The 22389-nt window shown below is 69.3% G+C and carries 19 protein-coding genes and 1 pseudogene; 11 read left to right on the forward strand and 9 right to left on the reverse strand.

Annotated features, from left to right (window positions below; genetic code table 11):
- Positions 1-23: 23 nt before the first annotated feature.
- Genes metH through IB242_RS09490 form a run of 3 tightly spaced genes read right to left on the reverse strand, consistent with a single transcriptional unit; the run spans position 24 to position 4746 of the window.
- Entirely contained in the window at positions 24-2708 is a 2685-nt protein-coding gene (gene metH / locus IB242_RS09480; RefSeq protein ID WP_192278497.1) for a methionine synthase, read from the reverse strand.
- Positions 2709-2719: 11 nt separating this feature from the next.
- On the reverse strand, positions 2720-3820 hold the full coding sequence (locus tag IB242_RS09485) for a homocysteine S-methyltransferase family protein (protein ID WP_192278499.1): 1101 nt from the start codon (positions 3818-3820) through the stop codon (positions 2720-2722).
- Complete coding sequence (locus tag IB242_RS09490) at positions 3817-4746, reverse strand: metalloregulator ArsR/SmtB family transcription factor (RefSeq protein WP_192278501.1); 930 nt, start codon at positions 4744-4746, stop codon at positions 3817-3819. Before IB242_RS09490 ends, IB242_RS09485 begins: the two co-directional genes overlap by 4 nt.
- Before the next feature lie 117 nt (positions 4747-4863).
- Here IB242_RS09490 and IB242_RS09495 point away from each other — a divergent pair, with 117 nt between their 5' ends.
- The gene (locus IB242_RS09495) at positions 4864-6012 is read left to right on the forward strand and encodes an acyl-CoA dehydrogenase family protein (RefSeq protein WP_192278503.1); all 1149 of its coding nucleotides are present in this window, start codon (positions 4864-4866) and stop codon (positions 6010-6012) included.
- Between the two features lie 232 nt (positions 6013-6244).
- Here the strand turns inward: IB242_RS09495 and IB242_RS20455 are convergent, their stop codons facing one another.
- Positions 6245-6607 carry a hypothetical protein gene (locus IB242_RS20455; RefSeq protein ID WP_225540371.1) on the reverse strand — a complete coding sequence of 121 codons (363 nt, stop codon included), beginning with the start codon at positions 6605-6607 and terminating at the stop codon, positions 6245-6247.
- Positions 6608-6629: 22 nt separating this feature from the next.
- Here IB242_RS20455 and IB242_RS20660 point away from each other — a divergent pair, with 22 nt between their 5' ends.
- A complete protein-coding gene (locus IB242_RS20660) occupies positions 6630-6761 on the forward strand; it encodes a hypothetical protein (RefSeq protein WP_255523460.1) in 132 nt (43 codons plus the stop codon).
- Positions 6762-6796: 35 nt separating this feature from the next.
- Here the strand turns inward: IB242_RS20660 and IB242_RS09505 are convergent, their stop codons facing one another.
- Positions 6797-7237: a DUF3293 domain-containing protein gene (locus tag IB242_RS09505; protein WP_192278505.1), complete on the reverse strand. Its 441-nt coding sequence runs from the start codon at positions 7235-7237 to the stop codon at positions 6797-6799.
- 66 nt (positions 7238-7303) lie between these two features.
- Here IB242_RS09505 and IB242_RS09510 point away from each other — a divergent pair, with 66 nt between their 5' ends.
- The 5 genes from IB242_RS09510 to IB242_RS09530 all read left to right on the forward strand — a co-directional run bounded on the left by IB242_RS09510 (position 7304) and on the right by IB242_RS09530 (position 11088).
- Positions 7304-8458, forward strand: a complete 1155-nt coding sequence (locus IB242_RS09510) for a pyridoxal phosphate-dependent aminotransferase (protein WP_192278507.1) — start codon at positions 7304-7306, stop codon at positions 8456-8458.
- A 28-nt stretch (positions 8459-8486) separates the two neighbouring features.
- Positions 8487-8801 (forward strand): hypothetical protein, encoded by a 315-nt coding sequence (locus tag IB242_RS09515; protein ID WP_192278509.1) that lies wholly within the window; start codon positions 8487-8489, stop codon positions 8799-8801.
- 32 nt (positions 8802-8833) lie between these two features.
- Complete coding sequence (locus IB242_RS09520; RefSeq protein WP_192278511.1) at positions 8834-9631, forward strand: amidohydrolase; 798 nt, start codon at positions 8834-8836, stop codon at positions 9629-9631.
- Between the two features lie 323 nt (positions 9632-9954).
- On the forward strand, positions 9955-10392 hold the full coding sequence (trxC, locus tag IB242_RS09525) for a thioredoxin TrxC (protein WP_192278514.1): 438 nt from the start codon (positions 9955-9957) through the stop codon (positions 10390-10392).
- A 261-nt stretch (positions 10393-10653) separates the two neighbouring features.
- Positions 10654-11088: a hypothetical protein gene (locus tag IB242_RS09530; RefSeq protein WP_192278515.1), complete on the forward strand. Its 435-nt coding sequence runs from the start codon at positions 10654-10656 to the stop codon at positions 11086-11088.
- Positions 11089-11107: 19 nt separating this feature from the next.
- Here IB242_RS09530 and IB242_RS09535 read toward each other — a convergent pair whose 3' ends face one another.
- The 4 genes and pseudogenes from IB242_RS09535 to IB242_RS09550 form a co-directional block, all read right to left on the reverse strand.
- Positions 11108-12205 carry an NAD(P)/FAD-dependent oxidoreductase gene (locus IB242_RS09535; protein ID WP_192278517.1) on the reverse strand — a complete coding sequence of 366 codons (1098 nt, stop codon included), beginning with the start codon at positions 12203-12205 and terminating at the stop codon, positions 11108-11110.
- 32 nt (positions 12206-12237) lie between these two features.
- Entirely contained in the window at positions 12238-13851 is a 1614-nt protein-coding gene (locus IB242_RS09540; protein WP_192278519.1) for a pseudouridine synthase, read from the reverse strand.
- A 2-nt stretch (positions 13852-13853) separates the two neighbouring features.
- A pseudogene (gene scpB / locus IB242_RS09545) lies at positions 13854-14693 on the reverse strand (SMC-Scp complex subunit ScpB); the annotation flags it as partial.
- A 34-nt stretch (positions 14694-14727) separates the two neighbouring features.
- Positions 14728-15645, reverse strand: a complete 918-nt coding sequence (locus tag IB242_RS09550; protein WP_192278523.1) for a ScpA family protein — start codon at positions 15643-15645, stop codon at positions 14728-14730.
- Between the two features lie 391 nt (positions 15646-16036).
- Between IB242_RS09550 and IB242_RS09555 the strand changes: the two genes are divergently transcribed.
- The 4 genes from IB242_RS09555 to IB242_RS09570 all read left to right on the forward strand — a co-directional run bounded on the left by IB242_RS09555 (position 16037) and on the right by IB242_RS09570 (position 22380).
- Positions 16037-16339: a YciI family protein gene (locus tag IB242_RS09555; protein ID WP_192278525.1), complete on the forward strand. Its 303-nt coding sequence runs from the start codon at positions 16037-16039 to the stop codon at positions 16337-16339.
- Between the two features lie 206 nt (positions 16340-16545).
- Positions 16546-17604 (forward strand): LacI family DNA-binding transcriptional regulator, encoded by a 1059-nt coding sequence (locus IB242_RS09560; RefSeq protein WP_192278527.1) that lies wholly within the window; start codon positions 16546-16548, stop codon positions 17602-17604.
- A gap of 35 nt (positions 17605-17639) precedes the next feature.
- The gene (locus tag IB242_RS09565; protein ID WP_192278529.1) at positions 17640-20675 is read left to right on the forward strand and encodes a TonB-dependent receptor; all 3036 of its coding nucleotides are present in this window, start codon (positions 17640-17642) and stop codon (positions 20673-20675) included.
- A gap of 76 nt (positions 20676-20751) precedes the next feature.
- Positions 20752-22380, forward strand: a complete 1629-nt coding sequence (locus IB242_RS09570; RefSeq protein ID WP_192278531.1) for a glucoamylase family protein — start codon at positions 20752-20754, stop codon at positions 22378-22380.
- Positions 22381-22389 lie beyond the last annotated feature (9 nt).

Here is a 22389-nt window from a genome sequence, read left to right on the forward strand (position 1 = left end):
TCTTCCTTGCGAGGTCGGGAGGATTACTCGGGGTCGTAGTCGAGGTTGGAGGCCAGCCAGCGCTCGGCCTGGGCCAGCGTCGCGCCCTTGCGCCGGGCGTAATCGGCGACCTGTTCCTTGCCCAGCCGGCCGACCACGAAGTACTGGCTGTCCGGATGGCTGAAGTAGTAGCCGGACACCGCCGCGGTCGGCAGCATCGCGAAGCTCTCGGTCAGCTGCATGTCGGCGCGGGTTTCCGCGTCCAGCAGCCGGAACAGCGTGGCCTTCTCGCTGTGCTCGGGGCAGGCCGGATAGCCGGGCGCGGGACGGATGCCACGGTACTGCTCGGCGATCAGCGCCTCGTTGTCCAGTGTCTCGCCGGCGTCGTAGCCCCAGAACTCCGTGCGCACGCGCTGGTGCAGGCGTTCGGCCAGGGCCTCGGCGAAGCGGTCGGCCAGCGCCTTGAGCAGGATCGCGTTGTAGTCGTCGTGCGCGGCCTCGAAGCGGGCCACGTGGGCGTCGATGCCGATGCCGGCGGTGACCGCGAACGCGCCGATCCAGTCCTGCACGCCGCTGTCGCGCGGGGCGATGAAGTCGGCCAGGCAGAAGTCGGGGCGCTCGACCGGCTTGTCCACCTGCTGGCGCAGGAAGTGCAGGGTGGCCGGGCCGTCGGCGTGCTGCAGCACGATGTCGTCGCCGACGCTGTTGGCCGGCCAGATCCCGAACACGGCCTTGGCGGTCAGCCATTTCTCCGCGACGATCCGCTCCAGCATCGCCAGCGCATCGCGGTACAGCTCGCTGGCCTGGCTGCCGACGATCTCGTCGGTCAGGATCGCCGGGAACTTGCCGGCCAGTTCCCAGGCCTGGAAGAACGGTGTCCAGTCGATCAGCGGCAGCAGGTCCTCCAGCGGCCAGTCGTCGAAGCCGTGCACGCCGGTCCGGTTGGGGGCCGGCGGGACATGCGTGTCCCAGCGGCCGTCGAACTTCTGTGCGCGCGCCTTCTGCAGCGACACCAGTCGCTTGGCGTCGCCGCGGTTGGCGTGGCGCTTGCGGATCTCGGCATAGTCGGCGTCGTTGGCGGCGACGAACGGGCCGCGCAGGTCGCGTGAGATCAGCGACTGGGCCACGCCGACCGCGCGCGAGGCGTCCTTCACCCAGACGGTGGGCGCGGTGTAGTGCGGATGGATCTTCAAGGCGGTGTGCGCGCGCGAGGTGGTGGCGCCGCCGATCAGCAGCGGCGTCTCGAAGCCCTGCCGCTGCAGTTCGCGCGCGACGTGGCTCATCTCCTCCAGCGACGGCGTGATCAGGCCGGACAGGCCGATGATGTCGGCGTTCTCGGCGCGGGCGGTGTCGAGGATCTTCTGCGCCGGCACCATCACGCCCAGGTCGATCACCTCGAAGTTGTTGCAGGCCAGGACCACGCCGACGATGTTCTTGCCGATGTCGTGCACATCGCCCTTGACCGTGGCCATCACGATCTTCCCGTTGGACTTGCCGGCATCGCCGGTCCGCGCCTTTTCCTCTTCGATGAAGGGCAGCAGGTAGGCCACGGCCTTCTTCATCACCCGCGCCGACTTCACCACCTGCGGCAGGAACATCTTGCCGGCGCCGAACAGGTCGCCGACCACGTTCATGCCGTCCATCAGCGGGCCTTCGATCACATCCAGCGGGCGGCTGGCCTGCTGGCGCGCTTCCTCGGTATCGCCTTCGACGTACTGGTCGATGCCGTGCACCAGCGCATGCGCCAGCCGCTCGCGCACCGGCTTGCCACGCCAGGCCAGGTCCTCGACCTTCTTCTCGCCCTTCTTTCCCTTGAACTTCTCGGCGATCTCCAGCAGCCGCTCGGTCGAATCGGAACGCCGGTTGAGGATCACGTCCTCGACCCGCTCGCGCAGCTCGGGATCCAGGTCGTCGTAGACCGGCAGGCCGCCGGCGTTGACGATGCCCATGTCCATGCCGGCGGCGATCGCGTGGTACAGGAACACCGAGTGGATCGCCGCACGCACCGGCTCGTTGCCGCGGAACGAGAAGCTGACGTTGGAGACGCCGCCGGACACGTGGCAGTGCGGCAGCGTGTTTTTGATGATCCGGGTGGCCTCGATGAAATCGACCGCGTAGTTGTCGTGTTCCTCGATGCCGGTGGCGACCGCGAAGATGTTCGGGTCGAAGATGATGTCCTCGGGCGGGAAGCCGACCTGTTCGGTCAGGATCCGGTAGGCGCGGGTGCAGATCTCGACCTTGCGCGCGCAGGTGTCGGCCTGGCCGACCTCGTCGAAGGCCATCACCACCGCCGCGGCACCGTAGCGCAGCACCTTGCGGGCGTGCTCGACGAACAGCGCCTCGCCTTCTTTCAGCGAGATCGAGTTGACCACGCCCTTGCCCTGCAGGCACTGCAGGCCGGCCTCGATCACCGTCCACTTCGACGAGTCGACCATCACCGGGATGCGGGCGATGTCGGGCTCGGAGGCGATCAGGTTGAGGAAGCGCACCATCGCCTTCTCGGAGTCGATCAGGCCCTCGTCCATGTTGACGTCGAGGATCTGCGCACCGCTGTCGACCTGCTGGCGCGCGACTTCCACCGCCTCGGCGTAGCGCTCTTCCTTGATCAGCTTGCGGAACTGCGCGCTGCCGGTGACGTTGGTGCGCTCGCCGACGTTGACGAACAGCAGGTCGGGCGTGATGACCAGCGGTTCGAGGCCGGACAGGCGTGTATGGCGTGGTGCGGACATCGAGGACGGGCTCAGGCAGCGATGGCGGTGGAGGACGGTGCAAGGCCCGGAGGCAGGGCGCGCGGCGGCAGCTGCGCGACCGCGTCGGCGATCGCGCGGATATGCGGTGGTGTGGTGCCGCAGCAGCCGCCGACGATGTTGAGCAGGCCGGACTGCGCGAACTCCTGCAGCACCCCGGCCATCTCCTCGGGCGTTTCGTCGTAGCCGCCGAAGGCGTTGGGCAGGCCGGCGTTCGGATGCGCCGACACGTAGCAGCCTGCCACGCGCGCCAGCGTCTCGACGTGCTCGCGCAGATCCTTCGCGCCCAGCGCGCAGTTCAGCCCGATCGCCAGCGGCCGCGCATGCATCAGCGAGGTGTAGAACGCCTCGGCGGTCTGTCCGGACAGGGTGCGGCCGGAGGCATCGGTGATCGTGCCGGAGATCATGATCGGCAGGCGCGCACCGCGTGCGTCGAAGCATTCCTCGACCGCGAACAGCGCGGCCTTGGCGTTGAGCGTGTCGAAGATGGTCTCGACCATGATCACGTCGGCGCCGCCGTCGATCAGGCCTTCGGTGGCCTCGCGATAGGTCAGGCGCAGTTCGTCGAAGCTGGTGTTGCGGTAGCCGGGGTCGTTGACGTCCGGGCTGATCGAGGCGGTGCGGCTGGTCGGGCCGAGCACGCCGATGACGAAGCGCGGCTTGTCCGGCGTCAGCGCCTCGGCGCGGTCGCAGCAGGCACGGGCGATGCGCGCACCCTCACGATTGAGCTCGTAGACCAGATGCTCGAGGTGGTAGTCGGCCTGGCTGACCGAGGTGGCATTGAAGGTGTTGGTCTCGACCAGATCGGCACCGGCGTCCAGATAGCCGTCGTGGACCGCGGCGATGATCTCCGGACGGGTCAGCAGCAGCAGGTCGTTGTTGCCCTTCAGGTCGTGGTCGCAGCCGGGGCCGTGTGCGTGCGCATGGGTGACGTCGCAGCCGTCGGCGAAACGCTGGCCGCGGTAGTCGGGCTCCTCCAGTCCGTACTGCTGGATCATCGTGCCCATCGCGCCGTCGAGGATCAGGATCCGCGCGGCGAGCGCGTCCAGCAGCGCCTGCGCGCGCTGCGGATGCAGCCAGGGCAGGGCGCTCACGCCTTGCTCCCCAGCAGCGAGACCACCTCGAAATGCGGCGGGCGCCGCTCGCGGGTCACCGTCTCCAGGCTCTGCACCTCCAGCCCGGCCTTCTCGACGAACTTCTTCAGGTCCTTCGCGGAGAATCCGAGATTGACGTGGCCATAGGTCTCGACCACGGCGCGGTGTTCGTGCCGGCCCAGGCTGGTGACCAGCAGGCGGCCACCGGGGCGCAGCACGCGCGCGGCCTCGGCGACGGCTTGGGCCGGCTTGGCGGCGTAGGTGAGCGCATGCATCAGCACGACCAGATCGAAGCTGGCATCGCCGAACGGCAGCGCGTGCATGTCGCCCTCGCGCACTTCCACGTTCGCCAGGCGGCGCAGGCGTTCGCTGGCCGCGGCGACCACGCGCGCGCTGGTGTCCACGCAGACGTAGCGGTGCGAGTGCGGGGCCAGCAGTTCGGCCAGCACGCCGTCGCCGGAGGCGATGTCGAGCACGTCGCCGGTGTGCAGCAGCGGCAGCGCGCTGCGGGCCAGCGCTTCCCAGGTGCGGCCGGGGGAGTAGTGGCGTTCCATGTCGCCGGCCACGCTGTCGGCCCAGTTCTGGTCGGCGGCGCGTGCGGCCAGTACGGCGGGCAGGCGTTCGGCGTCCTGGCGCAGCAGCGGGTCGTCGCTGCCGGTGCTCAGCGCCTGCCACAATGCGCGCTGGGCCGGGTCCAGCGCGGCCTCGTCGAAGCGGTAGTAGGCCGACACGCCGGCGCGGCGGTCGCGCACCAGTCCGGCTTCCTTCAGCTTGGCAAGGTGGGTGGACACGCGCGGCTGGGCCAGGCGGGTGATGGCCGAGAGCTCGGCCACGGTCAGCTCCTCGAGCTCCAGCAGCGCCAGCAGGCGCACGCGGGTGGCGTCGGCGAAGACCTTGAGCCGGGTCGACCAGTCTTCCAGATCCATAAATATCTTCCTATCGCGATATAGAGATATTCTGGCGGGGCGTGACGGGCGGGTCAACCGCATACGCATGCGAATGGTGGGTACAATCCGGTCAAACACTGACCGGAGGGGTCATCCGTGGATTTCAGCTTCACCGAAGAGCAGTTGATGTTGCAGGACGTCGCGCGACGCATCGCGCAGGACGTGATCGCACCGAGCGCCGAGCACCATGACCGGACCGGCGAGTTCCCGCTGGAGAACATCCGCCTGCTGGGCGAGAACGGGCTGATGGGCATCGAGGTGCCGGACGAGTACGGCGGCGCGGGCATGGACCCGGTCGCCTATGCACTGGCGATGATCGAGATCGCCGCCGGCGACGCGGCCCATTCGACGATCATGTCGGTCAACAATTCGCTGTTCTGCGCCGGCATCCTCAAGCATGGCAGCGAGGAACAGAAGCAGGCCTACGTGCGGGCGATCGCGGAAGGCCGCGAGATCGGCGCCTTCGCCCTGACCGAGCCGCAGTCCGGTTCCGACGCCACCGCGATGCGCTGCCGCGCCGTGAAGCAGGCCGATGGCAGCTTCGTCATCAACGGCAAGAAGAGCTGGATCACGTCCGGCCCGGTGGCCCGTTACATCGTGCTGTTCGCGGTGACGGAGCCGGACAAGGGCGCGCGCGGCATCACCGCCTTCGTCATCGACACCACCCGCGACGGCTTCCACCGCGGCAAGACCGAGCCCAAGCTCGGCATCCGCGCCTCGGCCACCTGCGAGATCGAGTTCCAGGACTACGTGGCCCAGGCCGCCGACGTGCTCGGCAACGAGGGCGAGGGTTTCAAGATCGCGATGGGCGTGCTGGATTCGGGCCGGATCGGCATCGCCTCGCAGGCGATCGGCATCGCCCGGGCCGCCTACGAGGCGACGCTGGCGTACGTGAAGGAGCGCAAGGCCTTCGGTGCGGCCATCGGCACCTTCCAGATGACCCAGGCCAAGATCGCCGACATGAAGTGCCGGCTGGACGCGTCGCTGCTGCTGACGCTGCGCGCGGCCTGGCTGAAGTCGCAGGGCAGGCCGTTCTCGGCCGAGGCGGCGATCGCCAAGCTGACCGCCTCGGAGGCGGCGATGTGGATCACCCACCAGGCGGTGCAGATCCATGGCGGCATGGGCTATTCGAAGGAAATGCCGCTGGAGCGCTACTTCCGCGATGCCAAGATCACCGAGATCTACGAAGGCACTTCGGAGATCCAGCGGCTGGTCATCGCCCGCGCCGAAACCGGGCTGCGCTGACGCTGCACGCGCTCCAGTCCGCCGCTGTCGCGGCGATGCTGGAGCGCTTCCGGCGGCGCAGGTCGAAAGCCCGCGATTGGCCCGGAGATCGATGGCGCGATGTGCGCGTGGCGCCGTGCTCGCGTGAGATCGCCGCAGATGGGCTCGATGCCCATGCCGCATGTCGTGCTCCCCGGCCTGCACCGCATCGGGCGGCCGATGCGGATCACCGCTTCTCCGTGCGTACGGCATCTCACCGGCTGGCAAGCGGCTCCAGCGGGGCATGCGTCGACGCGACCAATGACGTGTGCCGACGAATGTAGACGAGGATGCGCGCATGACGATCCGACCGTTCGAGACAGGCGACCTCCCCGGCGTGCTCGCCGTGTACGCCGCCTCCAAGCTCGACGAACTCCGCAACGAGGGCCGCGTGCCCGCGCTGGTTGCGCTCGACCATGACGCCGAGCGGTTCGCGACGTTCCAGCGCTCGACGGTGTTCGTCTGCGGCGACACCTCGCTGCAGGGCTACGGTGCGTGCCACGGGCGCGAGATCACCGGCCTGTTCGTGCATCCGGAGGCGCGTGGGCAGGGCCTGGGCGGCCGGCTGCTCGCGCATCCCCCGGATCGACCGCCTGAGCGTGGTTGCCTCGAACGCGGCGGCGCAGACGCTGTATCGCCGGTTCGGTTTCGAGGTGGTCGATACCTGGATGGGGCGCTATCACGACCAGCCGGTCCGGGTCGCGACGATGGCGCGTTCCATCGCCGGCTGAACCCAGGAGGATGCAGCGGGCTCACCCCGGCACCGTCATGCCGACCGGGACAGATCCGGCATCCGCAGCAGCACCGGGCCCGCCGGCGACCGGTACAGCAGCCCGGCCTGGCCGAAGCGGCGGGCGAGGGCATCGGCGTCATGCATGTCGATGCCCACGATCAGCCAGCCAGGCTCCGGCCAGCTGCCATCGACGGCATCGGCCAGGCTCGGCAGCCGTCGGCAGCCACCCGCATCGATCGCCGAGCGCAGCGCGGTGTCGGCCAGCCGGTTGCGCGAAGCATCCACCGGGACCGAGCCCGGATTGAATGCGGTCAGCAGCGCGCATGGCGCGCCGGCGACATCGCGGTCCAGCACGGCCGGCAGCGGCGCGTCGATCGCCAGCGGCACCCATGCGCCGTCGAGCAGCACCCGGTAGCGCGCGGCCCGCCAGGCCTGCATCAGCGCTTGCGGATCGGGAATGCCGGTAGCGGTCATGCCGCATGATCGCGCGACACCGGCATTGCGTACACTTCGCCGTTCACGCCGCTGCACGGATTCCCGATGTACCAGACCCCGCCGACCAAGCTGCCCCGCGTGGGCACCACCATCTTCACCGTGATGTCGCAGCTGGCGGCCGAACACGGCGCGGTCAACCTGGGCCAGGGCTTCCCCGATTTCGCGGTGCCGCAGCGGCTGGTCGACGAACTGGACAGGGCGATGCGCGCGGGCCACAACCAGTACGCGGCGATGACCGGCGTCGCGCCGCTGCGCGAGGCCATCGCGTCCAAGGCGCTGCGCTGCTACGGCCGCACCGTCGATCCGGACACCGAGGTCACCGTCACCAGCGGCGCAACCGAGGCGCTGTTCAACGCGATCCACGCGGTGGTGCGCCCCGGCGAGGAGGTGATCGTGCTCGACCCGGCCTACGACAGCTACGACCCGGCGATCGAACTGGCCGGCGCGCGCGCGGTGCACGTGCCGCTGGATCCGCAGACCTTCGCCGTGGACTGGGAGCGGGTCCGCGCCGCGGTATCGCCGCGCACCCGCGCGCTGATCGTCAACACCCCGCACAACCCATCCGGTGCGATGTTCGATGAGGCCGACATGCGCGCGCTGTCGGCGCTGCTGGACGGCACCGACATCACCCTGATCTCCGACGAGGTCTACGAGCACATCGTGTTCGACGGGCGCCGCCACGAGTCGGTGCTGCGCTGGCCGGAATTGGCCGCGCGCGCGTTCGTGATCTCCAGCTTCGGCAAGACCTACCACTGCACCGGCTGGAAGATCGGCTACGCGATCGCGCCACCGGCGCTGAGCGCCGAGTTCCGCAAGGTGCACCAGTACAACGTGTTCTGCACCTTCGCGCCGGCCCAGCATGCGTTCGCCGCGATGATCCGCGACGAGCCCGAACACGACGAGCAGCTGGGCGCGTTCTACCAGGCCAAGCGCGACCGCTTCCGCGAGCAGCTGCTGGGCACGCGGTTGAAGCCGCTGCCGGTGCCGGGCGGCTACTTCCAGCTGGTCGACTACTCGGCCGTCAGCGACCTGCCGGACCATGAGTTCGTGCGCTGGCTGACGATCGAGCATGGCGTCACCGCGATTCCGCTGTCGCCGTTCTACGAAGCACCGCCGGCCGGCCAGCGCCTGGCCCGGCTGTGCTTCGCCAAGAACGAGGCGACGCTGGACGCGGCGATCGAGCGGTTGCGCAGGCTCTGAATCAAACCGCGTGCATGGAGGCACGGACATGGCGGATGGAATCTTCGGGGTGCTCGATCTTCTGGTGCTGGTGGCCGCAGGCCTGGGGCTGGTGTGGGCGTCGGCGCGGCTGGTCGTGCTGGCGTTCGCGCCGCAGCTGCGCGGACGACGGCCGTTCCGGATCCGGCAAGGCTATTCAGTGCGTGGCGGCGTGTGGGAGTCGGTGTTCTGGCTAGCTTGGAGCGTCGGCATGCTGGGCAATGGGCTGGGACCCAGGTCCGGCTGGTTCACGCTGCTGACATTGGCGGCGCTGGTCGGCATCCTGGTGCTGGCGTTCTCGCGCCGAAGCACCCGGGCCGGTTAGCCTTCGCATCCCGAACCCACGAAGTCCCACGCATGCAGGACCTCCGCATTTCGCTCGTCCAGGGCGACACCCGCTGGCACGACCCGGCCGCCAATCGCGATTACTACGGTGCGCTGCTGGCACCGCTTGCCGGCACGACCGATCTGGTGATCCTGCCGGAGACCTTCACCAGTGGCTTCTCCAACGACGCGATCGACCGCGCCGAAGGCATGGACGGCCCGACCGTGGCGTGGATCCAGCAGCAGGCCGCACGGCTCGGCGCCGCGGTCACAGGCAGTGCGCAGCTGCGCACGGACGAGGGTGTGTTCAATCGTATGTTGTGGGCCACGCCCGATGGCGGCCTGCAGTGGTACGACAAGCGCCACCTGTTCCGTTATGCCGGCGAGCACAAGCGCTATGCCGCCGGGCGCGAGCGGCTGACCGTGGAGTGGAAGGGCTGGCGGATCAATCCGCAGGTCTGCTACGACCTGCGCTTCCCGGTGTTCTGCCGCAACCGCTACGACGTGGAACGGCCGGGCGCGATGGATTTCGACCTGCAGCTGTTCGTCGCCAACTGGCCGTCGGCACGCGCCTACCCGTGGAAGACGCTGCTGCGCGCGCGCGCGATCGAGAACCTGTGCTACGTGGCCGCGGTCAACCGCGTCGGCGTCGACGGCAACGAGCTGCATTACAGCGGCGACAGCGCGGTGATCGATTTCCTCGGCCAGCCACAGGTCGAGATCCGCGAGCGCGAGCAGGTGGTGACCACGACGATCTCGGCCGCGGCGCTGGCCGCGCACCGCGAGCGCTTCCCGGCGATGCTGGACGCGGACGCGTTCGAGCTGCGCTGAGCGCGACACCTGTCGCCACGCATCGCGCATGCCGCCGCAACGGCATGCCCGGAATGATCCGCCCGCCACCGATGCAGCAGGGTTTCCCGCACATCGGGACCGAATCCGGCACGCGCTGTTTCTGCCGCCATCGCCGGCGCATGCAGTCGGTGGACAGTTGTCGGTGGATCCGGCGTCCGGTCATCCAGGCAAGGTCTGGCGCAGGTGCCGGATGGCGCGCGCGGCAGGATATCGGGCAGGTTCCGTCGCGTTTCCCCGGACGGGGGATGTTCCCGTCACGCCGGCTGCGCGATGCTGCCGCTCCTGAGAAGCAGGTCCCCCCGATGAGCACCGATCCGATCCAGCTTGCCTGTCCACAGTGCCACGCACTGAACCGCGTGCCTGCGGCCCGGATCGCCGATGGACCGGTCTGCGGCCGCTGCCGCCAGCCGCTGTTTCCGGGCGCGCCGTTCGCGCTGACCGCGCCGGGCTTCGACGCGCACGCATTGCGCTCGGACTGGCCGCTGCTGGTCGACTTCTGGGCGCCCTGGTGCGGACCGTGCCGGGCGATGGCGCCGGCCTATGCGCAGGCCGCGCCGTTGCTCGAGCCACGCATGCGGCTGGCCAAGGTCGACACCGAGGCCGAGCCGGGGCTGGGCACGCGCCTGGGCATCCGCAGCATCCCGACGCTGGTGCTGTTCCGGAATGGGCGTGAACTGGCCCGGCAGTCGGGGGCGATGCCGTTGCAGGCGCTGTTGCAGTGGGCACGCCAGCACGTGTGACGTTGGCGCACGGTCGTGCGCGGCGATCCTCACGCACCAGACCGTGGGTCTCCTGGCAGGGCAGGGCTGCCATGCTGCCGGATCATGGGCGGTGCCCTGTTGATCGGTTCGCGACGTCGCTTGAAGCGGCAGACGACAAGGGACTCAGGAATCTGAACGGATGCCCGGCGGCCGCTCTGCGCGGCGCCTGAATCCACGGAGGCGTGACGAAACCCGCTGCTATGCTCGGCCGCGTTTCCCACACCGGATCGGAGCGTTTCCATGTCGAACAAGAAGCATGCACTGCTCGCTGCGCTGGTCCTGCTTGCCGCCGCGCCGCTGGCGCAGGCGCGCGAAGTGGACTGCAAGCTCAGCTTCAACCTGTCCGGCTGGTCGGCGTTCTACAAGACCGCATCGGGCACCGGCACGATCACCTGCGACAACGGCAGCAGCCTGCCGGTGAAGATCAGCGCCAAGGGCGGCGGCATCACCTTCGGCAAGTCCACCATCGAGAACGGCACCGGCGAGTTCTCCGGGGTGAAGAGCATCAACGAGACCCTGGGCACCTACGCCGCAGCCGAGGCGCATGCGGGCGCGGTCAAGTCGAGCAAGGCGCAGGTGGTGACCAAGGGCGAGGTGTCGCTGGCACTGGCCGGTACCGGTCGCGGCTGGGACCTGGGTGTCGGCTTCGGCAATTTCGTGATCGAACCGCGCTGAGCCGGTGGGCCGCCCGGGCTCAGTGCCCGGGCGTGCCGCGTCGATGGAAATAGACCTGCTCGGCGGCCCAGCGCAATGGCGCGGAGTGCAGCAGCAGGTCGAACGGCCAGTCCATCTGGAAATGGTCGAACGCCCAGCGCAGCAGGCGCTTGCGCCGGAAGCGCGGTGCGGCCGCGTCGGCCACCGCCTCCGGCGAGGGTCCCACGCCCCGCGCATGCGCGGCCGCGGCCTCGCCGATCGCCCAGCCATGCGCCCAGGCCGAATGGATCCCGCCGGCGGTGACCGGAGACACGATGCCGGCCGCGTCGCCGGTCAGCATCACACCGGCCCGCGCCAGCGGCGAGACCGGGCCGCCGCAGGGGATCAGGCCGGCACGGATCGCATCGGGCCTGCGCCCGACCGGCAGCCCGACCTTCGGTGCGATGCGTTCGAGGAAGCCGGCGATGTCCGGCAGCCGCGCACGCGAGGCGTCGTGCCGCAGTGCCAGCCCGGCCTGCACGCCGGCAGGATTCTGCGCGACCCAGCCGATGTAGCCCGGCGCGAAACGACGGCTGACGAAGCAGTGCAACGCATCGGGTTCGGGCAGGGATGCGCCGGCGTACTCGTATTCGACCCCGTAGAGGAAGTCGCGCACCGGTGCGAGCCCGGTGCGCTCGGCGACGCGTGAGCGGGCACCGTCGGCGCCGACCAGCCAGCGGACGCGGCCGATGCCGGGCACCTGCCAGCCGTCGCCGTCGCGCTGCGCCGTGGTGAACGACGTGCCCAGCCGCAGTTCCGCGCCATGGGCCGGGATCTGCCCGGCCAGCCAGCGCATCAGCACCGGTGTGTCGGTGGTCAGGAAGTAGTAGCCCGGCGCCGCCAGCGCGATGTCGCGCAGCGACGGCGCGTACAGGCGGACCCGTTCGACGCGTTGCAGGCACTCGGCCGGTGCCTGGCCGAGCAGCGTGTGCTCGGCGGCCTCGCGCACGATGATGCCGGTGGTGTGCAGCCGCGCACCCGGATCGTCCTTGCGCTCGACCACGCAGACGCGCAGCCCGGCCGAGGCGGCGGCGATCGCGCAGGCGGCGCCACCGAAGCTGGCACCGACGACCAGCAGGTCATGATCGAAACTCGACATCGATTCGGCGGTGTCCCGGACGCGTCGTGCGATCAGCCCTGGCCGCGCGGGCCACGGTTGCCGCCGCGCGGGGCGCCACCGGGGCGACCGCCGGGACGGGGGCCGCCACCAGGCCGGCCACCACCCGGGCGCCCGGCGCCCGGACCGCCGCCACCAGGACGGCCTGCACCGTGGCCTCCGCCCGGACGGCCAGCGCCAGGGCCGCCGCCGGGACGCCCACCGCCCGGACCGCCGCCACCGGGGCGACCGCCGCCGGCAGGACGCGGGCCGCGGCCACGCTCGTTGCCCGGGAACGCGCCCGGGGTGGCATGGTCGGACGGGAAATGCGGCGCATTGCCGGGATGGCCGTACGGCCGCGGCTTGCGCTGCTGGCCCTGGCCGCCGCCGCCGGGGCCGCCTGCACCAGCGCCTGCACCGGACTTGCCGTAGTACGGCTTCTTCGGACCGGCGTTGCGGTGGCCGCTGGGGCCGGTGCCGACGCCGTCCGGCACGTACCACGTGCGGAACGCGGCGGGATTGCCTTCGGGCAGCGGCTTCAGGCCCTTGTCCTTGCGCTGCTTGAACGGCTTCTGCGACTGCTTGGCCGCCATCTCGCCGCTGACGGTCAGGCCGCCGTGCGGCTTCTTGTTGCCGCCGCGACCGCCGCGGCGGTCCTCGCGGACGTGATCGAAGCGGCGCAGCTCGCGGCCTTCGTCGGCGGTGTTGTTGCCGTTGACGTAGGCCTGGCCACGGCCGCCATCGCGCCCGATGTGCACGGTGGCCTTGGCTGCGCGGCGCTGGCCGATCACCGGCTGCAGGGTCAGCGCCGAGGCGACGCCTTCCTCCAGCGCCAGCTCCTTGCGCAGTGCGGCCACCTGGGTGGCGGCCGCTTCCTGCGACTGGCCGCGCAGCAGTTCGCGCGGCAGCGCGATCTTGCCGTAGCGCACGCGCTTGAGGCGGCTGACCTGGCAGCCCTGCGATTCCCACAGGCGGCGCACCTCGCGGTTGCGGCCCTCCTTGACCACGACCTTGAACCAGTCGTGCGAATCGGTGCCTCCGATGCGTTCGATCTGGTCGAACTTGGCCGGGCCGTCCTCCAGCGCGACGCCGCGGGCAAGGCGGTCGACGATGGCGTCGGCGACCTTCTCCTCGCCTTCCGGTGCACGCACGCGGCAGACGTATTCGCGCTCGACCTCGTAGGACGGGTGCATCATCGCGTTCGCCAGCTCGCCGTCGGTGGTGAGCAGCAGCAGGCCGGTGGTGTTGATGTCCAGGCGGCCGATCGCGATCCAGCGTGCGCCCTTGAGCGGCGGCAGCGCCTCGAAGATGGTCGGGCGGCCTTCGGGATCCTCGCGGGTGGTGACCTCGCCCTCGGGCTTGTTGTAGATCAGCACGCGTGCGGGTTCGGTCAGGGCCGAGGCCACGAAGGCCTTGCCGTCGAGCTCGACGCGGTCGCCGCTGCGGACGCTCTGGCCGATCTGGGCGGTCTCGCCGTTGACCTTGACCAGGCCGTCGGCGATGCGCTGTTCCAGCGCACGGCGCGAGCCGAGTCCGGCCTGGGCCAGGACCTTGTGCAGGCGCTCCTCGAGCTTGGCGGTGGCGGCGGCGTCTTCGCCGCGCTTCAGCGACAGTTTGCCGAGGGGCTTGCGTGGGGTTGAATCAGTCATCAGTGGGTGCTCCGGCCGTCGGTGTCTTCCGGGGCCTGGGTGTCGTGGGTCGCGTCGGACGCATCGGCGTCCGCGGTGGTTTCGGGTGCATTCGCGCCGGCATCCGCCTGCGCGTGGGTGGTGCCGGAAGCGGCCTCGGCCGCCTCCGCGGGAACGGCATCCGGCGTGTCCTGCCCGTCGCCGGGGTCGGCGTCCGCACCGGGTGCGTCGGCGCCGGCATCGCCGGAAGCGTCCGGCCCGGCCGCGTCGCCGGCGGCGATGCCGGCCGCGGCGGGCGCCGCATCCGGATCCAGCGGCAGCTGCGGCTCCAGCTCGCCGATGTCCTTGAGTTCGGACAATGGCGGCAGTTCGTCCAGGCGCTTGAGGCCGAAGTAGTCGAGGAAGGTGCGGGTGGTGCCGAACAGCGCCGGCCGGCCCGGCACGTCGCGGTGGCCGACCACGCGGATCCATTCGCGTTCTTCCAGTGCCTGGATGATGTTGCTGCTGACCGCCACGCCGCGGACCTGCTCGATCTCGCCGCGGGTGATCGGCTGGCGGTAGGCGATCAGCGCCAGGGTTTCCAGCGTGGCGCGGGTGTAGCGGGTCTTGCGCTCCGTCCACAGGCGGGCGACCCACGCGTGGACGTCGGCCTTGACCTGGAAGCGGAAGCCGGAGGCGACCTCGACCAGTTCCACGCCACGGTCGGCGCAGCCTTCGCGCAGCAGGTCGAGCGCGCGCTCGACGCTGCCCGGCGGCGCCGGCTCGTCCTCCGGGAACAGCCCGTGCAGCTGGGCCAGCGCCAGCGGCTGGTTGGCCGCGAGCAGGGCGGCCTCGACGATGCGGGTGATCAGCGCTTGGTCCATTGCAGCGGCGTTGATTCTCGGGAAAGGAAGGGCATCAGCGGACGGCGGCTTCGCCGTCGTCGTCGTGTTCGTCGAACTCGCTGTGGAACTGCAGCGGCTCGTTGGTGTTGCCGATCGCCAGCGACTTGACGTAGATCGGCGCCAGCGGTGCGTCCTGGACGATGTCCAGCAGCTGTTCCTTGGCCAGTTCCAGCAGCGACAGGAAGGTGACCAGGACGCCGAGCTTGCCTTCCTCGGCGGTGAACAGCGATTCGAAACGGTGGAACCGGCCATCGTTCAACCGCGACAGCACCTCGCCCATCCGCTGCCGCACGCTCAGCGCCTCGCGCTTGATCGCGTGGCCGGTGAACAGCTCGGCGCGCTTGAGCACGTCGTGCAGCGCCATCAGCATCTCGCGCAGGTCCACCGGCGGCGGCAGCCGGATCGCCTGGCGGTCCGGGACGTGCGCCTGCACCGGCGTGGTGTCGCGGTCCTGCCGGGGCAGGGCGTCGATGTCCTCGGCGGCCTGCTTGAAACGCTCGTACTCCTGCAGCCGGCGGACCAGCTCGGCGCGCGGATCGGCCTCGTCGCCGTCCTCGCTGACCGGCCGCGGCAGCAGCATCCGCGACTTGATCTCGGCCAGCATCGCGGCCATCACCAGGTACTCGGCCGCCAGCTCGAACCGCAGTTCCTGCATCACGTTGATGTAGTCCACGTACTGCCTGGTGATCTCGGCGACGGGGATGTCCAGGATGTCCAGGTTCTGCCGGCGGATCAGGTACAGCAGCAGGTCCAGCGGCCCTTCGAAGGCGTCGAGGATGACTTCCAGCGCATCCGGCGGGATGTAGAGGTCCTGCGGGATCTGCAGCACCGGCTGCCCATGCACCACCGCCAGCGGCATTTCGTGCTGGTGCGGAACCGAGGACGTCGCCTGCGTTGTCGGGATCGCGTCTTGCGCGGTTTCGGAACTCATCTACTCGGAAGCCATGCCCGGGAGGGGCGCGCGCAGCTGCCAGACTGCCGCCACCTGCGGAGACGGACGCCCACGGAAGTCGTCGGGCGTACGCCGCATCTACATGCACATCAAAACAGGCCCGGAGCACCGCAGGGGGAGGCGGTGGCCGACAGCCGGGGGAGGTCGTCTGCTGCGGAGAGCGGGTCAGCGGATCGGTCGTCGGGAGATGGGCGTTCCCCGCTTCGGGAAGAGGCCGTGGCGCCGACGGGCCGCTGCTTCCGGCCGCATGTGGTGCCAAGCGTAAGGCCTGCGCCGGCGGCTGTCCAGCGGGCAGGCGCAGGCCGGTGGGCATCGGTCAAGCCGGCGCGGAACAGAATGCCCGCGGACCGACCGGACGGGAAGCAGGCGCATGCGCTGGTACGTGATAGAGGGATACGACGGGGACGATGTGCTGGAGCGCCGGCTGGCCGTGCGCGCGCGCCACCTGGCGCGGCTGCAGGCGCTGCACGATGCCGGTCGCCTGCTGGTGGCGGGGCCGTGTCCGGCGATCGACGCCGACGATCCGGGGCCGGCGGGATACAGCGGCAGCGTCGTGATCGCCCGCTTTCGCTCGCTCGACGAGGCGCGGGCCTGGGCGGCTGCGGATCCCTATGTGGCGGCGGGCGTGTATGCCCGTGTCGAGGTGCGCCCGTTCCGGGTCGTGCTGGCCTGAGCCGGGAGTGCGGCAAGGCGCGTTGCCCCGCTTGTCCAGCGGCTGGCAACAGCGCGACAATCCGCCTATTCAGTGTTGCGGCGCGGCAATTTGCGTGCGCCGCAGGTCACTGATCGGAAAGGGGATTCCTGCCTGGAAGTGGTGGGTTCGCCATGGCGCTTGAAAACGGTTACATTGCGGCCGCCGAGCCGGGAAGAGGACGCAGGATGGGACGTCAGGCGGTCACGATCCGCGATGTCGCGCGTGAAGCGCGGGTCTCCGTTGCTACCGTGTCGCGTGCGCTCAATGGCCACAGCAATGTCGCCGAGCCGGTGCGCCAGCAGGTGCTCGAGGTCGCCCGCCGTCTGCGCTACAGCCCGCACGCCGCCGCCCGCAGCCTGTCCAGCCGCAGCACCCAGACCATCGGCGTGGTCCTGCCGGACCTGCATGGCGAGTTCTTCTCCGAACTGATCCGCGGCATCGACGCGGTGGCCCGGTCCCGCGGGCGCCACCTGCTGCTGTCCAGCTATCACGGTGACCCGGAAGAGCAGGGCGCGGCGCTGCGCGCGATGCGTGGCCGGGTCGATGGGCTGCTGGTGATGTCGCCCTATGCCGACCAGCCGGGTTTTCTCGCCGACAACCTGCCCGACACCCTGCCGGCGGTGCTGATCAACACCCGCCAGCCCGAGCAGGTCTGGCCCTCGCTGGGCATCGACAACCACGCCGGCGCGCTGGCGATGACCGGCCACCTGCTGGGTCTGGGCCATCGCCGCATCGCCTTCATCGGCGGCCCCGACGGCAACCACGACGCCGACGAGCGGCTGCGGGGGTTCCGCGAGGCGATCGCCGCGCAGCCGGGCGCGCTGGGCATCGAGTATCCGGGCCGGTTCGACGAAGCTTCGGGCCACGAGGCCGGGGCGCGGATCCTCGAAGGCGGCGCGCTGCCGGACGCGGTGTTCGCCGCCAACGACATGATGGCGCTCGGCTGCCTGTACGCATTCGCCCAGGCCGGAGTGCGCGTGCCCGAGCAGATCGCGCTGGCCGGCTTCGACGACATCCCGCTGGCGCGCTTCGTTCACCCGTCTTTGACAACGATGCAGGTGAGTATCGCCGCACTCGGCGGAAAAGCCTTGATGCGCCTGCTCTCGCAGATGGATTCGGACGAATCCCTCGTTCCTGGACACCAGATGCTGGTGCCTGAACTGGTCGTGCGCCAGTCCAGCGTCAGTCGTCGTGCATCGCATCCGCCGGCCCATTCCGAACGGCTGGACGAACAAGCCTCATGACCAAGCAGCACCATCTCCTGGGAGGGAGCACCGCGATGAACCCGAACCACCAAGCGCCGCACCGCAAGCTGCTGACCGTCGCGCTCGCCAGTTGTCTGGCGCTGGGCGTCACCCCGGCGTTCGCGCAGAGCACCAGCGCGACCATCCGTGGCCAGGTGATGGCCGATTCGGCGCCGGCCAGCGACGCCACCATCACCGTGACCAACACCGCAACCGGCCTGAGCCGCACCGCGCGCTCCTCGGCCGGTGGCGGATACTCGGTCGGCGGCCTGCCGCCGGGCCGCTACCGCATCCAGGTCGAGTCCGGCGGGCAGACCAACGTGCAGGAGCTGACGGTGCAGGTCGGCCAGACCGCGACCCTCAATCTCGGCGTCGGCGGCGTGGCCGAAACCGCCAGCGCGGGCGACGCGACCACGCTCGACGCGGTCGAGGTCACCGCGACCGCGGCGGTGGAAACCAAGACCTCGGAAGTGGCCACCTACGTGACCCAGCGCCAGATCGAGGCGCTGCCGCAGGCCTCGCGCAACTTCCTGGCCTTCGCCGACACCGTGCCGGGCATGGTCTTCGAGACCCGCTCCAACAACACCACCCAGCTCAAGAGCGGCGCGCAGAGCGCCAACGGCGTCAACGTCTTCATCGACGGCGTCGGCCAGAAGAGCTACACCCTGGCCGGCGGCATCAGCGGCCAGACCCAGAGCCAGGGCAATCCGTTCCCGCAGCTGGCGATCGGCGAATACAAGGTCATCACCTCCAACTACAAGGCCGAGTACGACCAGATCAGCAGCGCGGCGGTCACCGCGGTGACCAAGTCGGGCACCAACGAGTTCAGCGGCGATTTCTTCTGGGACAAGACCGGCACGCCGGACTGGCGCGAGTCCACGCCGATCGAGGAAGCCCAGGGCTTCAAGAATCCCTCGGGCGAAACCCAGTACGGCGCTGCGCTGGGCGGCCCGATCATCAAGGACAAGCTGTTCTTCTTCGTCACCTACGAGGCCAAGGAGTTCGACCGGCCGCGCACCGTGCGCGCCGACAACCAGCTCAACGCCGGCGACCTGACCCCGGAACTGGCGCAGTACCTCAACACGGTCACCGTGCCGTTCAACCAGGACCTGTGGTTCGGCAAGCTGACCTGGCAGGCCGGCGAGAACCACCTGATCGAGCTGTCGACCAAGCAGCGCGAGGAAAGCGAGATCACCGACATCGGCAACGGCCCCAACAGCGAGTCGTTCGGCAAGACCAACAACAACGAGAGCTCGCGTTACGACCTGCGCTGGCAGTTCAGTTCGGCCGACTGGCTGAACGACATGCACCTGACCTACGAGGACGACACCTTCAACCCGCGCGCGATCAACCTGGTCAACGGCCAGCAGATCGTCGGCTGGAGCCAGGGCCCGACCGCGACCCGTCGCGGCGTGTTCCTCAACCTGGGCGGCGGCGCCGACTACCAGGACAAGGGCCAGAAGGGCTGGGGCTTCCAGAACGACCTGACCTTCACCGGCTGGGACCGCCACACGATCAAGGTGGGCGTGAAGTACAAGGACGTCGAGCTCAACGCGTTCGAGCAGCAGCCCTACAACCCGCAGTTCCGTTACGACTACTACGCGAACCTGCTGGCCGGCAATTCCGCGCTGGCCTCGATGATTCCGTACGAGGTCCAGTTCGCCCCCGACTATTCGGGAAGCCGCAACATCTCCTCGGACAACAAGCAGTTCGGCATCTACATCCAGGACGACTGGGATGTCACCGACAAGCTGCAGCTGAACATCGGCCTGCGCTGGGACTACGAGACCTCCTCGAGCTGGGAGGACTTCGTGACCCCGCAGGGCGTGGTCGACGCGCTGCGCGGCTGGGCCAACGTCAACAACCCGGGCGTGGACTACGACTACAACGACTACATCAGCACCGGCAGCAACCGCAAGCCGTTCAAGGACGCCTGGCAGCCGCGCCTGGGCTTCTCCTACGACCTGTTCGGCGACCAGCGCCACGTGATCTTCGGCGGTGCCGGCCGTGCCTACGACCGCAACGTGTTCGACTACCTGGCGCTGGAGCGCTCGAAGGGCGCGTTCCCGAGCTTCACCTACCAGTTCAACTCGCCGAACCATGCCTGCACCGTCGGCACCGGCAACTGCATCGCCTGGGATCCGGCGTACTACGACCGGCAGAACCTGTATGCGCTGATCTCCGGCCCCAGCCGCTCCGGCGCCGAGGTCGACCTGATCAACAACGAGCTCAAGGTGCCGTACTCGGACCAGCTGAGCCTGGGCATGCGCAACATCGTCACCGTCGGCGGCCACGACTGGAACACCTCGGCCGCTGTGGCCTACATCGAGAGCCACGACGGCATCCTGTTCACGCTGGGCAACCGCAATCCGGACGGCAGCTACCACGCGCCGGGTGCGACCTTCGGCAGTGCGCCGTGGGGGCAGCCGCTGCCCGGTTACGGCTCGCTGATCCTGGCCGACAACGCGGTGGAGACGCGCATCACCCAGCTGCTGCTGTCGGTGGACAAGCCGTTCACCGAGGAATCGCCGTGGGGCTTCACCATGGCCTACACCTACAGCGACGCCAAGGAGAACCGCGGCAACGCCGCCAACAGCGACGAGCACTACTCGTTCGACTACCCGAACCTGGACAACGTCCAGTTCGTGCGTTCGGTCGGCATCTCCAAGCACCGCTTCGTGGCCACCGGCATCGCCGAGTACTGGGGCCTGCAGTTCTCGGCCAAGCTGACCGTCGCCTCGCCGCCGGGCAAGGACGCGCTGAACTGCTACTTCGTGGACGGCTGCGCCAACGGCTACTTCGAGACGCTGTACTTCAGCCCCTCGCGCCAGCGCCAGCTCGACCTGGCGGTGCAGAAGGAATGGGATACCGGCACCGACCTGAAGCTGCGCATCCGCGGCGACGTGTTCAACGTCACCAACGACCGCAGCTACGTCAACTTCAACACCAACCGTGGTGACGTGCAGAACGGCACGCTGGTGCCGAACCCGGCCTTCGGCGAGCGGTCCAACCAGGAAATCCTGGCCAACCTGCCCAGGACCTTCAAGCTGTCCTTCGGTCTGCACTGGTAACGACGCAAGGCCCCGGCCGGATCCTCCGGCCGGGGTGGCATGAAACGATCCTGGTATCGGGGAGGAGACACACGGCATGGGTGGAAAGGTCCGACTGCTTCTGGCGACGACGGCGATGGCGCTGCTGCTTGCGTCCTGTGGACGCGAGCCCCCGCAACCGCCGGCAGAGTCGTTGCCGCCTCCACCGCCCAAGCCCGACGTGATCCTGATCGAGCCGGTGCTGCCCGAGCGCCCGCCGCGCCCGGAACTGCCGCCGCTGTTCCGCGACATCGAGAAGCGCACGTTCCAGTTCTTCTGGGACACCACCAACGAGGTCAACGGGCTGACCCCGGACCGTTATCCGTCGCGTCCGTTCGCCAGCATCGCCTCGGTGGGCTACGCGCTGACGGCCTATCCGATCGGCATCGAGAACGGCTGGGTCAGCCGCACCCAGGCAGTGGACCGTACGCTGACCACGCTGCGCTTCTTCCGCGACATTCCCTCGGGCCCGCAGGCCACCGGCAAGGGCGCCTACAAGGGCTTCTACTACCATTTCATCGACATGCAGAACGGCCATCGCTACGACAGCTGGGTGGAGCTGTCGAGCGTGGACACCGCGCTGCTGATGATGGGCGTGCTGTTCGCCCAGGCGTATTACGACGGCGACGACCCGCGCGAGAAGGAGATCCGCCAGCTGGCCGACGTGCTGTACAAGCGCGTGGACTGGAACTGGCTGCAGATCCGCGACCCGCTGGTGTCGATGGGCTGGTTCCCCGAGAGCGGTTTCATCGTCCACGACTGGATGGGCTACAACGAGGCCATGCTGCTTTACATCCTGGCGCTGGGCTCGCCGACCCATCCGGTCAGCCCGGACGCCTGGACGGTGTGGGCACGCACCTACAACCACGACTGGGGCGTGTACTACGGGCAGGAATACCTGAGCTTCGGCCCGCTGTTCGGCCACCAGTACAGCCATGTCTGGATCGATTTCCGCGACATCCAGGACCAGTACATGCGCGAGCGCGGCATCGACTACTTCCTCAACAGCCGGCGCGCGGCACTGGCGCAGCGCGAGTACGCGATCGCCAACCCGATGAAGTGGAAGGAGTACGGCGAGAACGTGTGGGGCCTGACCGCCGGCGACGGCCCGCAGAACACGCGCCAGATCTACGAGGGCGAGGAACGCGAGTTCCGCCATTACTCCTCGCGCGGCGCGGGCCTGCGCGAGAACTTCGACGACGGCACCATCGCCCCGACCGCGGCGATCTCCTCGATCGTGTTCGCGCCGGAGGTGGTGATCCCGGCCACCGAGGAGATGCACCGCCGCTTCGGCGACTACCTGTACTCGAGCTACGGCTTCCTGGATTCGTTCAATCCCAGCTTCGACTACGACATCCCGCTCAAGACCGGCCGGCGCGTGCCGGGACGGGGCTGGGTGGCCAGCGACTACATCGGCATCGACCAGGGCCCGATCCTGACGATGATCGCCAACTACCGGAACGAGTTCGTCTGGGAAGTGATGAAGAAGAGCCCGTACGTGCGGCTCGGTCTGGAGCGTGCGGGTTTCCGGGGCGGCTGGCTGACTCCCGAGGACGAGGCCGGCGAGCCGTACCAGGCCAACCCGAACGCCGCCGCCGCCCGCGCGCTGGGCATGGCCGAGTCGCGCGCGGCGGCCGCCGAGGCGCAGAAGCAGCAGGCGACCAGCGAGCGGTCGCAGGGCCAGTGAAGCAGCGCT

It is taken from the genome of Xanthomonas sp. XNM01, from assembly GCF_014851915.1.
Classification (GTDB): Bacteria; Pseudomonadota; Gammaproteobacteria; order Xanthomonadales; family Xanthomonadaceae; genus Pseudoxanthomonas.